11 protein-coding genes are annotated in these 13,610 nt (G+C 50.3%); 8 read left to right on the top strand and 3 right to left on the bottom strand.

Annotated elements, in window-relative coordinates; translation table 11 throughout:
• The first annotated feature begins 141 nt into the window (after nucleotides 1-141).
• A complete protein-coding gene (locus tag H503_RS0105030; protein WP_009015169.1) occupies nucleotides 142-510 on the top strand; it encodes a CidA/LrgA family protein in 369 nt (122 codons plus the stop codon).
• A complete protein-coding gene (locus H503_RS0105035; RefSeq protein WP_009015170.1) occupies nucleotides 503-1,186 on the top strand; it encodes an LrgB family protein in 684 nt (227 codons plus the stop codon). The genes H503_RS0105030 and H503_RS0105035 overlap by 8 nt, the downstream gene beginning before the upstream one ends.
• An 898-nt stretch (nucleotides 1,187-2,084) precedes the next feature.
• Here H503_RS0105035 and H503_RS0105050 read toward each other — a convergent pair.
• Complete coding sequence (locus H503_RS0105050) at nucleotides 2,085-3,029, bottom strand: LysR family transcriptional regulator (protein WP_009015171.1); 945 nt, start codon at nucleotides 3,027-3,029, stop codon at nucleotides 2,085-2,087.
• Nucleotides 3,030-3,035: 6 nt separating this feature from the next.
• Nucleotides 3,036-4,586 (bottom strand): Ppx/GppA phosphatase family protein, encoded by a 1,551-nt coding sequence (locus tag H503_RS0105055; protein WP_009015172.1) that lies wholly within the window; start codon nucleotides 4,584-4,586, stop codon nucleotides 3,036-3,038.
• Nucleotides 4,587-4,787: 201 nt separating this feature from the next.
• Between H503_RS0105055 and H503_RS0105060 the strand changes: the two genes are divergently transcribed.
• From H503_RS0105060 to pepT, 5 genes are all read left to right on the top strand, one after another.
• Entirely contained in the window at nucleotides 4,788-6,341 is a 1,554-nt protein-coding gene (locus H503_RS0105060; RefSeq protein ID WP_026385505.1) for a Ppx/GppA phosphatase family protein, read from the top strand.
• 11 nt (nucleotides 6,342-6,352) lie between these two features.
• On the top strand, nucleotides 6,353-8,455 hold the full coding sequence (locus H503_RS0105065; protein WP_014129093.1) for an RNA degradosome polyphosphate kinase: 2,103 nt from the start codon (nucleotides 6,353-6,355) through the stop codon (nucleotides 8,453-8,455).
• Between the two features lie 147 nt (nucleotides 8,456-8,602).
• On the top strand, nucleotides 8,603-8,911 hold the full coding sequence (locus H503_RS0105070; protein ID WP_009015175.1) for a hypothetical protein: 309 nt from the start codon (nucleotides 8,603-8,605) through the stop codon (nucleotides 8,909-8,911).
• Nucleotides 8,912-9,384: 473 nt separating this feature from the next.
• A complete protein-coding gene (locus tag H503_RS0105075) occupies nucleotides 9,385-9,939 on the top strand; it encodes a phosphoribosyltransferase family protein (RefSeq protein WP_009015176.1) in 555 nt (184 codons plus the stop codon).
• A 71-nt stretch (nucleotides 9,940-10,010) separates the two neighbouring features.
• On the top strand, nucleotides 10,011-11,228 hold the full coding sequence (gene pepT, locus H503_RS0105080; protein WP_009015177.1) for a peptidase T: 1,218 nt from the start codon (nucleotides 10,011-10,013) through the stop codon (nucleotides 11,226-11,228).
• A gap of 628 nt (nucleotides 11,229-11,856) precedes the next feature.
• Here pepT and H503_RS0105085 read toward each other — a convergent pair.
• On the bottom strand, nucleotides 11,857-12,543 hold the full coding sequence (locus tag H503_RS0105085) for an isochorismatase family protein (RefSeq protein ID WP_016459918.1): 687 nt from the start codon (nucleotides 12,541-12,543) through the stop codon (nucleotides 11,857-11,859).
• A 150-nt stretch (nucleotides 12,544-12,693) separates the two neighbouring features.
• On the opposite strand from H503_RS0105085, the gene H503_RS0105090 reads away from it, so the two are divergent.
• Nucleotides 12,694-13,347, top strand: a complete 654-nt coding sequence (locus H503_RS0105090; RefSeq protein WP_009015179.1) for a TetR/AcrR family transcriptional regulator — start codon at nucleotides 12,694-12,696, stop codon at nucleotides 13,345-13,347.
• The last annotated feature ends 263 nt before the right edge of the window (nucleotides 13,348-13,610 follow it).

Consider the following 13,610-nt stretch of genomic DNA (forward strand, 5'->3'; position numbering starts at 1 on the left):
TTTTATGAAACGAAAGAGGGAAATTTTTGCGATTTTCCCATCAATTATGGCCCATCACTTTTATTCTTGTGACAGATAGGGTATACTTTTATCTATCGCATATTTTTTTAGAGAGAAAAGAAAATCGAGGGGGACTTTCTCATGAACATCGTTATGGAACTTGCGCTGATTTTCGGCGTTTGTCTCGTTGGGGTCATAGTGGCATCCATCATGCCCTTTGCCGTCCCATACAGCGTCATCAGTCTGCTCATCCTGATGACCTTGCTGTATCAAAAGGCCATCAAGCCCTATCAGATTGAAAAAGCAAGCCGCTTTTTCATCGAAAATATGGGCATCTTTTTTGTACCGGCCGTCGTGGGCACGATGGAATACGTGGAGACGCTGAAAAACTATCTGCTGCCCTTTTTGGTCATTACGCTTGTGACAACGCCGCTGATTTATTTTGTGACGGGGTGGACTGTTCAGCTGATGCTGCGCCATAGGGAAAAGAAGGGAGTTCGTCATGCTTGAAAACGTGACAGCCACGCCTTTTCTTGGCCTTTTCCTCATCCTTGTCTGTTGGATCATTGGTGTCAAACTGCAGAAAAAGACAGGGTGGCTCGTCTGCAATCCTGTGCTGACGTCTTCCTGTATGATTGTCCTTATTCTCATGGCAACCGGCATCCCTTTGGATCATTTCCGTACCGGTGGCTCGCTTATTTCCATGCTCCTAGGTCCTGCCACGGCTGTGCTTGCTCTTACGATCTATCGGCAGAAAGCTATTTTGCATGAACATTTCCTGCCCATCCTCATCGGCTGCGCCTTTGGCAGTCTTGTCAGCATTGCCGCGGCCGTTGCCCTTTGCCATCTTTTTGGGACCAACTCCATTTTTTCGGCGTCCATGCTCCCTAAGAGCGTTACGACAGCCATTGCGCTGGGTATTTCCGAAAGCGGGGGCGGGATTCCCGGCATTACGGCAGCTGCTGTTGTCATTACGGGGATAGAAGGGGCCGTTCTGGCTCCCTTTCTGGCCAAACATTTCAAGATTACAGATCCCGTTGCTGAAGGCGTTGCCATCGGGGCCTGCAGCCATGCCATTGGCACGATGAAGGCCTTGGAAATTGGTAAGATCCAAGGGGCTATGAGCTCCATCTCACTTTGTGTCTGCGGGATTGTTACGACGGCGCTGGCGGTTGTGTTTATGTAAATATGGAATCGGCCCCAAAATTGGGCCGATTCTTCAAAATGACGTGCCTCCATTGCTCAACCTCTTATTTTAAGGTAGCAATGGAGGCATGTCGATTCGTACGACGTTTCGTTACTGATTGGGGAATCGCTTACGCCTGGGGGCTTCCTTTCCTACCCATGTGTCGTCACTTCCAGCGCCCAGCTTATCAAAGCGGAAGCTTTTTGCAATTTTCAGTCCATATGGGCCCATCTACTTTGTCGCTCGCGCACCCAACCTCCTAGACGTACCGGCCTCTGGCCGCAAAGAAACTCACGCGTCGCCGATTTATTTTTGGTGGCGCCGCTTCGGAGAACCTTCGCGCAACAGCTCCCGCGTCGCTGCGCTAGCGGATTGCTGGCGTTTCAGGTCTGTCGTCGTCGGTGGAAGCGGGGACTCCTCGTATCTGAACCCATCTGAACCGAATTTGCAAAAAGCAAATGGAAGAAAATACCGGAAGGGAAAAGATTATAAGGCAAATAACACGGAGGCAAAGATTGTAAGGAAAAAACATAAAAGAAGCCCAAAACCGGACGTAGAGGCAGGTTCGGTTTTGGGCTCTAACTTTTATTTGATTGTTGTGAGAGGCTGGTTTCTTTGAAATCGGGGGGCCGAAACCAGAAATTTTCCATAAGCATTGATCAACATAATTTCCCGGCTTTGGTGATGGATGAGAAGCTATGCGCCATATCCTTGCAAGCGGCAGTGAGGACCATTTGCCCGGGTCCCAAGCCCGCTTTGAAGCGAAAGCGGAAGGGCGCAGGGACATGTTTCCAGGCGAATCATTTCGGCCCCGTTCCCCCATGAGGGGCCGGTTTGGGTCCGTGCCTTTGAGGCTGTTCCCTCCCATTTTTGCCTGACAGCTCCCGTCCTCATCCAATCAGCTCAATCCTTGGGCTGACTTATTTTTTCCCCCAATCTCCAAACTTGCAATATAACGCTCTAAAGCATTGATGTAGCTTGTGCCAAGGCGGCTCAGATGAATCTTTTTGTGGGTAATATAGCCAATATGGATGGTATCTTCCTCATCTAGGGGAACGGCAATGATGGATTCACCATTGAGGCGTTTATCAATGACGCCGCTGCAGACGGTATAGCCATCAAGACCAATCAGCAGGTTAAAGAGCGTAGCCCGGTCAGTGACGCGGATATTCTTTTTTCGTACGACGGTACTGAAAATCTCTTCCGAAAAATAAAAGGAGTTATGGTCCCCTTGAACGTAGGAAAGGTAGGGATATGGTTCCAGTTCTTCCATGGAGACCTTATCTCGATCATGGAGGGGATGGGTATTGGAAATGAAGATGTGGGGGGATGTCGAAAAGAGCTCATGGAAGACGAGGTCGTGGGTCTTGAAGAGCTTTTCCAGGACGGAACGGTTGAAGTCGTTCATATAGAGGATGCCGATTTCACTTTTCATATCCGCCACATCACGGATGATTTCATAGGTCTGTGTTTCCTGAAGACTAAAATCGTAGGTGTCGCGGCCGTATTCCTTGATGAGGTCGACAAAGGCATTGACCGCAAAGGAGTAGTGCTGGGTCGAAACACGAAATTCCTGCTTGCCGCCGGCTTGGGTCTTATAGTGGGATTCAAGGAGTGCGGCTTGTTCCAGGACCTGACGGGCATAGCCTAAAAAGATTTCTCCATCATGGGAGAGAAGGACCCCTTTGTTGGTCCGTTCAAAGATCTTGATGCCCATTTCATTTTCCAGTTCCTGTACGGTTTTCGTAAGGCTTGGCTGGGAGATGAAGAGGGCCTTGGCAGCGCCGCTCAAGGTACCTGCTTCGGCAATGGCGACGATATAGCGCAGCTGCTGGAGGGTCATGACATCTTACTCCTTTCTGGTGCTGCCATTGGGAAGGAGTTTGACAACGACAGTGACTGGAGTCCCTAAGGTCTTGCGGATCCATTTCATCAGGGCGTTTAGCTGCTTCATTTCAATGAGGGGATCCTTGCGGGCAATGAGAGTGAGCTGGGCCGCTTCATCTAGGTCGCGGGCCTCCACATCGAGGATATCTCCCATGTGGGGATGATCCAGGCTTTCGGCGATGGCCACAATAACTGCTGCCCGCGTCAGGTCTTCAATATCCTTATCCGTGATCAGTTTCCGGTAAGGTTTGTTGCGCAGGTAGGAGCGGTTTACCCCGTGGTGCCATGCGGCAATGATGGAGGCAAAGACGATGTCCATATGGCTCATGCCAAAAAGTCGGGCATTTTCAATGATGTAGCCGCTGTGCCGTGTGTGGTTGTAGTAATTGATGGTAATCCCTGTATCGTGAAGCAGGGCCGCTGTTTCCACAAGGTCCCGCCAGCGTTTTTCCGGCAGCTTGTGAAAGCGCTTCCAGCCATCAAAGATTCGCAGGGCAAAGCGGGCCACAAGACGGGCATGTTCCTCATCTGGCACATATTGATGAATCATGTCGTTGCGGCTCGTTTCAAGGATGTTAGGCGTAATGAGGGGCATGTTTTCGTGCTGGTGCCGGTATTCGCAAAAGAGGCCTTCCCGGAGCCCACAGCCGGAGATGATGAGTTTTTTAGAATTGCATTTGTCTGCCAGGGCCTTGATGATGGAGCTGCCAGCGACGATGACGTCTGCCCGGTCGCTTGAAAGGCCGGGAATGCGCCGGCGCATCCCCGGCGGTGTCGAGAGGAGCCCTTTGTACCAAATCGCAAAATCGGCTATATCAAATTGGAAGTTATGCAGCTTGGCCGTAAAGTACTTGATCCGCTTTTCTTCCACTTTCCCAATGGAACGGGCCGTACCACCTACGCCGACAAGGGGCAGTCCGCAGCCAGTTAGCCAAGGCGTTTTTTTCATCTGTTCGGCAATGAGCTTCTGCATGGTCTTCATGTCTTCGCGGCCGCGCATAGAGCCCTGCCGGCTTTGCTTTGTCAGGTTGACGCAGCCAATGGGCAGACTGACGGAATCAATGAGCTTCCGTTTTCGGACGAGGATGACTTCTGTCGAACCGCCTCCTAGGTCAAAAATCACAGCATCTTCTACATTGATGGTATTGACGACGCCAACGTAACTCATAAAGGCTTCCGTCTTGCCCGAAATGATATCCAGATCGACACCGGTTTTTTCCTTGACGGCCCGTGTCAGTTTCATGCCGTTTTTTGCGTTCCTGATGGCGGCTGTGGCTACCGCAACCATATCTGTTACGTGGAAGAAACGGCACATGGAAGCAAAGCCCCGGATGCAGTCGATGGTGCTCGTGAAGGCCTCTTCCGTCAGATATCCCTGGGGATCGGTCTTAAGCGCCAGACGCAAGGGATCTTTCTGGTTATAGACGAGGTGGCTCCCTTTTTGGCTTGAGATTTCCATGATGACAAGCCGTGCCGAGTTGGAACCCACGTCTATGATTCCGATTCGTTTCATATTGTTTCTCCTATGGAAGTTTGTTTTTCTTTTCCTCTATACTAGCAGTACCCTGTAAAGAATCGGTAAATTATTCGATGAAGGGAAGAAAACGTGCTACAATGAAAAGAAAATGATAGATTACTGTTAGTATAACACGATTTCCAGGCGGTGTGACAGGTTTTCCGCCGATACCCATAAGATTGAGACGGGAGGCATACTATGGCAAAGAAAAAACAGCTGGCTGCCATCATCCATTTAGGCTCGGAGCGGGTCACGATGCAGCTTATTGAGTACACTGACCTTTATGCTGTGACCATCCTTGATGAAGCCAGTCAGACTGTTCGTCTGGGCGAAGAGACCTTCAAGACGGGGCGTATCTCAACCGAGACGATGCGGGCTCTTATTGATATTTTGAAGGGCTTCCGCCGTCTCATGAAGGATTACGGGATCAAGGACTATGTCCTTGAAGCAACGACCGCTGTGCGGGAAGCCCGGAATCGAACGTTCTTTTTGGATCAGGTCCTTGTGAAAACGGGCTTTGTCATGGACGTGATCAACCTGCCCCAGGAAATCTTTCGAAAGATTGCGTCCCTCAGCTACCATTTGGAATCCCATAAGAAAAAGGTGGAACATAAAGGCGGACACCTTCTTGTGGATCTATCGAGCGGAGCCATGGGCTTTACCTATGTGCGCAGGGGAGAGATGGAATATCAGCAGAACCTGCATGTGGGGCTGATCCGTATGAAGGAATACTTCACGCGCAATGAACAGTCCAGCATCCATTTTGGGGAGGCCCTGCGGGAGTATATTCGGGCCAATCTTTTTCCTGTCATGCAGGAACTGGAAAATAAGCCCGTCGAGAGCATGATCATCAGCGGCGTTGAATCAAGCTATTTGCCGCGGATCTTGAAAAAAAAGCCGGACAAAAAGGGCCTTATCAAGGTTGGGGCAGGGGACCTTGAGGAAATCCTCCTGCGCCTTAGAAGTCTTTCCCCCCGCCAGCTGACAAAGGTCTATGCCCTATCTGAGGAAGAAGCAGATTTGGTCCTTCCGGCGGCAACCCTTTATGAGGAACTGATCCGGGCGGCTGGATCGCCTTTTGTCTATATCGTGACCAATCGTTTCATTGACGGGATCCGGGCCCTTTATATTGCCCGCCAGAAAGATCCAGCCTTTATGGCGTATATGCAGAGCATCCAGATGAGCCAAATCCGAGGTGTGGCCCGCCGTTTTGGAACCAATCTTGTCCATGTGGGCCTTGTAGCAGATCTTTGTGAAGCTATCTTCAAAACGGTCGCCAAAAGCGAGGGCCTCGACGGGGCTGACCTCCATCTGCTCCGCGCTGCCGCCCTGCTCCATGGTGTGGGTAAGTTCTTTTCCCTGCGTGCGGGGAAGCTATACAATTATGAGCTGATCCAAGCAACGGACTTTTTGGGATTTGGGCCCGACGCGCAGCAGACCATTGCGTCCGTATCCTATCTCTTTTCCCTGCCGTCGCCTGACGCCCTGTCGCCAGAAGCCTACGACCGGGAGATTTCTGCAACTCCCGCGGTGGCTAAACTGGCAGCCATCCTGCGTCTTGCCGATGCCCTTGATGTCAGCCGCAAGCAAAAGATCACAGGCTGCCGGACCGTAATGAAGGAAAATCAATTCCGCGTCATTGTCACAAGTCGCGAGGATCTTTCCCTCGAGCGCTGGACCTTTGAAAAACAGAGCGGATTTTTTGAAGAAGTTTTTGGCCTTACGCCAATCCTGGAACAAGTGGAAAGGTGAGTGGAACCCTTATGGATCTCAAGAAGCCAGAATATTATATCAATCGGGAACTGAGCTGGCTGAAATTTAACCTCCGCGTCCTGCGTGAAGCTGGCGTCAGGACCCTGCCTCTTTTGGAACGCCTTCGTTTTGTGGCCATTTCTGCTTCAAACCTTGATGAGTTTTTCATGGTCCGTGTAGCCGGTCTTGTGGGCCGCGAGGAATCAGGAATCGAACGCCCCGACATTGCCGGACTTTCCACGCGGGAGCAGCTTACGGCTATTGCGGCAGCTGCCCATAGTGAAATGAAACTCAAGTACCGCTATTTCTTTGCCCTTGTAAAGGAACTGGAAAAGTATGCCATTTCCTTTTCCCGGGTGGAGGATCTTTCGGGAAAGGCGCGGGAAAGCCTTGAACGGTACTACAAGGAAATGGTCTTTCCGGTTCTCACGCCCATGGCCATTGATGCGTCACGGCCCTTTCCTTTTCTTGCCAATAAGTCCCTTAATATCGCCCTTGAACTGCGGGATGCCAAGGACATCCGTAAGATCGCCTTTATTCAGGTGCCGAGCGTCTTGCCCCGTGTCATCCCTGTGAAGGGGGCGGGGGATGAAAAATCCTTCGTTTTCTTGGAAGACCTCATCATGGCACACTGCGGGGAGCTCTTCAAAGGATTGAGCGTCCTTGATGCGGTACCTTTCCGCATTACTCGTGACTCGGATCTTGAGGTTGATGAAGATGAAACCCACGACCTCATGAAGGAAATCGAACGGTCTTTAAAGAAACGCAAAAGAGGGAGTGCCGTTCGGCTTGAAATCAATCCGGAAAAGGGTTCCTTCCTACAGGACTTCCTTAAGCAAGAACTTGACCTTGTGGACGAAGAGATCTACGAAGTGCGGGGCCCGCTGGACCTTACCTTCCTTTTTGGCTTCATCAGCCAAAAGGGGATGGAGTCCCTATGCTTCAAGCCCTATACGCCCCAAGTACCAGCTGAACTGACGCCCGACCTTTCCCTTTTTGACCAGATCCGGGACCATGATATTTTGCTCCATCACCCTTATGAAAGTTTTGATCCTGTCGTCAATCTCATCCGGGATGCAGCCGAAGATCCCAAGGTCCTTGCCATCAAGCAGACTTTGTACCGTGTCAGCGGGAATTCACCCATTGTCGCGGCCCTTGCCAAAGCAGCGGAAAACGGCAAGCAGGTGACGGCCCTGGTGGAACTGAAAGCCCGCTTTGATGAAGAAAACAATATTGTCTGGGCGCGCCGTCTGGAACGCGCCGGCTGTCACGTCATCTATGGCCTTGTAGGGCTGAAGACCCATTCCAAGATCACTCTCATTGTGCGTAAGGAAGAAACCGGCATCAAACGGTATGTCCATTTGGGGACGGGAAACTACAACGATAAGACGGCCAAGCTCTATACGGACTTTGGCCTTCTCACGGCAAACGATGAATTTGGGCAGGATGCCTCTGCCTTTTTCAATGTCCTTTCCGGTTATTCCGAGCCGCCCACCTTCCACAAGCTCATCATGGCTCCCTTGGGCCTGAGGGAACGGATGACCGAACTGATCGATCGGGAAATTGCTCATGCCAAGGCGGGAAAGGAAGCCTATCTCATTGCCAAGATGAATTCCCTGATCGATCAGCCCATGATCGAAAAATACTATGAGGCCTCCCAAGCTGGCGTCAAAGTCGATCTGATTGTCCGCGGGATCTGTGGCCTGCGTCCGGGAATCAAGGGGCTGTCGGAAAATATTACGGTCCGTTCTATCATTGGCCGTTTTCTTGAGCATCACCGGGCCTATTATTTTTGGAATGACGGTCAGGAAGAACTCTATCTTTCCAGTGCAGACATGATGCACCGCAATCTCAGCGAGCGTGTGGAACTCATGTTCCCTGTTGAGCGTCATGCCCACATTGAACGGATCAAGGCCTTTCTTGATCTGTGTCTCAAGGATAATGTCGGGGCCCATATGGAGCTTTCAAACGGCAATTACCGCCGCGTCTACGCTCATGGCCGGGAAAAGGTCAGTGTCCAGGAACGCATGATGGCCTGGTCCATGGCCCATGCACCCAAAAAGAAATTGCCCCTTTCCCAGCGCCTGAAACCGGTTTATCATAAGGAATCCTGACGATTTCTGCCGTCCTGTCCCGCGTCTTTTTTCTTGAGACATCGGGACAGGATTATTTTTGTACGTCTCCCAGAAACTTCCCGTGCATCGAGTCCATCCTTTATGATATAATGGGGCTATCACTTGAAAAGAGGATGGTTTAACAGTATGGCAATAAAAAGTGTCACTTTGAATTATAACGGCCATTATGGCGCGCTTGACTATAACGAAGAAACCAAGGAACTTACGGTCACCATCAAAGGCGAGACCCAGATCGAGCAGAAAGTCATGGACTTTCTTGCGGCACCGCATAAGATGGAAGTCCCTATTGACGCCTGTACTTATCATTTCGAAGAGCGGACCTTCCTTGCCAGAGACAGTTGGAAGGACTGCCAGCAGGTATTGACCCGTCTTTGGGTCAATACGGGCGTTTTGGTGGAGTGGAGCATGCCGCCCCACATGGTGGAAGACCTGTAAGGGATTCCGAACGGAGGGCCCGTCCTGGATAAAGACGCGGCCTTTTTTCCATTTCTTTCCCCCAGAATAGCGGTGGAAAAGGCAGCTAGGCCATTCCGTCTTTCCAATCATAGGTTATACACAAGGTTATCCACAGGGACTGTGGATAACCTTCGATTTGGTGAATAACTTTCTTCACTGGGCTGGAAAAGCCCATGAATGGGGACCTTTTATTGTGGATAACTTGACTGTCTCCGCGTGCGAAAGTGCCGCCTGCCTTTGGCACGAACGCTGAATAAAAAGCGAAAGAAGGCGGCTTGCGTGCGGGTTTTTAAAGCATTCAATCTTTGGAGACTCATCTTTCCAGCAGGCAAAGAAGCTGCTGCCTGCGACCAACCCAAATGCAGGTGGCGTGATCAATCGATGAAGGAACACTTCCCGCCGTAAGGAAGGGAAAAGGAACCACTTTTGGTATGAAAGGGGCATACATACAAATGGCTGACCGATTTTATGAACTGCACGTCGCAGGTGTAACAAGAAAACTTCCGATTCTCAATGTCAATGACAAACTGGCCATTGCGGGCTTTGTCATCCTAGGCGATGTGGAGCTTGTGGAAAAGGCCGCTGCAGCACTTGTCAAACGCGTGCCGCCGGAAACGGAAATCATGGTGACCGCTGAAACCAAGGGCATTCCTTTGGTTCACGAAATGGCGCGCCTCATGGGGATGCCGCGTTATGCCATTGCCCGAAAGTCCGTCAAGGCTTACATGGAAAATCCAATTATTGTTGAAGACCGCTCCATTACAACCAAGGGAAAACAGATCCTCGTTCTTCAAGATGAGGATATTGCCCTTGTTCGCGGCAGGAAGGTCCTCCTTGTGGATGATGTCATCAGCACAGGCGGCTCCATCAAGGCCTTGGAAGAACTTATCGAAAAGGCGGGCGGCACAGTGATTGGGCGCATGGCCATCCTCGCCGAAGGGGACGCCATGAACCGCAAGGACATCGTGACTCTCGAGAACCTGCCGCTTTTTGACGCTCAAGTCTAACTTCCATTGTTGACTAGGGCCAATTTGAGGGGAATTGATTTCACATCACAGCAGAAAAGGAGACAAAAAACATGACCACTGCAACAGAACGCTTCCTGAAGTACATCGCTGTCAACACAACCTCCGTAGATGATGCCAAGGTGTATCCATCCAGTCCGAACCAAAAAGTCCTAGGAGCCCAGATCGCGGAAGAAATGAAAGCCATGGGTCTTACGGATGTAATCCAAGATGAATATGGCTATGTCATGGGGACCATCCCCGCGACCCGTGATAAGGGTCCGACCATTGGCCTCATCAGCCATCTTGATACGAGCAATGCTGTAAGTGGCGGTCCAATCCATCCTGCCTTTGTAGATTATCAGGGGGGCGATATCGTCCTTAACAAGGAACAGGATATTGTCATGACGCCAAGCGCTTTTCCCTGTCTCAATGAAGTCAAGGGAAAACGGCTCATTGTGACAGATGGAACGACACTTTTGGGGGCTGATGATAAAGCCGGTGTGGCTGAAATCATGACCCTTGCGGAGCGTCTGCTTCGTCCGGATGCTCCTAAACACGGAAAGATCCGCATTGGTTTTACGCCGGATGAGGAAGTCGGGGAAGGTACGAAGTTCTTCGATCTTGAAAAATTTGGTGCCCAGATTGCTTATACTGTTGACGGCGGAGCCTTGGGTGAACTGGAATATGAAAACTTCAACGCGGCTACGGCAACTATCACCATCAAGGGCGTGAGCGTCCATACGGGAAGTGCCAAGAATCAAATGATCAATGCGGCCGCTGTGGGTTGTGAGTTCCAGTCCTTGCTGCCGGAAAAAGAGCAGCCTGTTTATACTGAAGGGTATGAAGGGTTTTACCATCTGTCTTCCATCGAAGGCAGCTGCGAGCACTGCGAAATGAAGTACCTTCTGCGCGAGCATGACGCTGAAAAATTTGCTGCCCAGAAAAGGAAAGTGGAAGAAATTGGCAGGAAGCTGAACGAAAAATGGGGAAGCGGTGTCGTGACGGTCTCCATCCGTGACTCCTATGCCAATATGCGTCCCATCATCGAAAATCATATGGAACTTGTCGATGAAGCTCGTCATGCTTTTGAAGCCTGCGGGGTAAAACCCATCGTGCAGCCTATCCGCGGCGGTACGGACGGGGCGCGTCTCAGCCATAAAGGACTGCCTTGTCCGAACCTTTCGACTGGCGGCTATCTTTTCCACAGCCGTTATGAATTCATTCCTCAGGAATCCTTGGAAACCATGGTGGATGTGCTGGAAAAATTGATAGTAGGACTCAGTAAGTAAGTTTTTTACTCGGCGCACAAATCGCGCCGATTCGATGCAGATACATACGTGCCCTCCTTGCTTGAGAAAAGATTCTTTTGAGAGCAAGGAAGGCATGACGATTCGTAAGAAGTCACGTACCATAATCTCATTTCTAAGACGCCCGAAAAAATGCCGTCGTCGGGTGGGCCGCTCCTAGGAATTTTTTCGGATTGCAGAGGAAACCTTTTTCGCCTATGGCCCATATCGACCCATCTGCGTTGTCAAACGCGGCGAGCCTCTTAGCAGTACCCCGCTTGAGTCAGTGAGTTTTTTAGTCGGAGCAGCAATGACTGAGCTTTGATGCAGATGATGAGCCCCTTGTTTCATGAAAGGAAAGATTCCATGAAACAAGGGGCTCATGCCGTTTCTCATAATGAAAAGTTTTGCGATAGGGCCCTGTTATGGAGTATGAATGGTACATAGAATACGGTGGCATGGTTCCGAAAGGGGAAAATCAGGAGAAAGAACTGCCAAGCGAGGCGGTCCCGCCCAAGGAAGCCGCCCCATTTCTATCATGTCCATAAAAAAATTCCTTCCCCCATGAAGAGGAAGGAATTTTTTGTTTCGAGAGAGTAACCCCATTTGTGGGGAATGAGTCATCAGAAGCTTAGTCTTCGCGCAGGCTGTCCATAGGTTCGCCTGTTTTCGTCACTTCGACGGCCTTGGCATAGCTTTCAAGCAGAAGTCCGTAGTTCGTGAAGATCCGGGCCCAGATGTTGGCCCATTTTTCCCAGTCGTCACGATGCCAGGTCTGCTGGATTTCGGCAATGGCAGAAGACGTGTCCATGGGAATGACACCGGCCTGGACCATCCGGGCAAGGGAAATTTCCTCGGCCATCTTGGAATAGGTACCGGATGCATCAGGCAGGGCAAAAACTTTATAGCCATCACGAACTGCACTAATGGCCGGGAAGGCAAGGCAGACGCTTGTGACGGTACCGGCAATGATAAGGGTCTTGCGGCCCGTTTTCTTTACGGCTTCTACAAAGGCAGGGCAGTCCCAGGAGTTGATTTCACCGCGGCGAGGAACATAGACCGCGTGGGGAGCTGCTTGGTGGATTTCGGGAATGAGCGGACCATTGGGACCTTGGGGAACGGATGCCGTCGTAATGACCGGGATGCCGGCAAGGGTGGCTGCTTCTGCAAGGGCAATGGCATGATCACGGACCCTTTTGAAATCCATATCGTTGATGCACTGGAAAAGACCGCTCTGATGGTCGATGAGGAGCATAACCGCGTCCTTTGGATCGATTTTCGGAGCCTCTCCGTTGAAGTTTTTATACAGTTCGTTCATGATGATTGCCTCCTTATTCACTAGGTTTTGTTGTATGCACATCTTATCAAGAAAAATCATCTGTTATCAACAGACAGATTTTTATTTTTGTATAGTAGGCCCCAATTCCCTATCCTGTCAATGGTATAATAGGAGCAAGGAGGGACGATCATGAACGAAACCATGCTTCCTATGCGGACGAAGAGCACACGCAATCATATTAAGGATACCTTTTTGGTGATGCTGAAAAAGAAGCCTTTCCTAAAGATCCGGATCACGGCCCTCTGCCAAAAAGCAGGCATTACAAGAGCAACTTTCTATGCCCATTATCTTGATATCTATGATTTAGTTGATGACATCATGAATGACGCGCTTATTTTCTTGGATTCCATAACGGACCGGACTTGTCATGAGTCTTTTGAGGATTTATGGGATGTAGTCCGGCAAAATGACCTTGCTGTGTTCAAGGCTTATAATGACCGGCTGCCGCCTTGTCATCGCCTCATCGATATTCCCAAATATCATCCCCTCGTGAAGGATGACACCATTTTGCCTCTGATGATGAAAAAGATCTTCGCCATGGAAAAAGGCCATTTCATCGCTTATATGGCAGAAAAAGAGGGCATTCCGGCTCATATCACAGAAAACATCTTTTGGAGCATCATCAATGGGTCCATGGCCGTCAATAAGAAGATTGGCTGGTGCAAGAATACGGATTGGTACGAGCTGCAGCTCCAGCTCCTGCGCTTTACCATGTATGGCCTGGAGGGGCTGGGGGAGGTTGGAAAGCGGCCCTGCGTGGGGGAAACCGGTTCCCAGGAATGATGCCATTTTCTTTTGGTAAAAGGACGACGGCACGGCGTTTTGACGTGTCTTCTGTCCTTTTTCTTTTTTTGGCGGTCTGTGTGGGTTGCAGTCTGCGGACGATGTTCTCATTTTTATGATGAAAAAAGCAGAAGAGAAGATTTTGATGTGTACCCCAAAAACTGGACGCATATAAATTAGTTAAATGGCATTAGTGGATGTTTCCCGATATATTTCGGGAGGCATCCATTTTGTTTTTTTCTGAATCCTTTCCTTGTTGAAAT

Source organism: Acidaminococcus intestini DSM 21505 (assembly GCF_000425045.1).
Lineage (GTDB): Bacteria > Bacillota > Negativicutes > Acidaminococcales > Acidaminococcaceae > Acidaminococcus > Acidaminococcus intestini.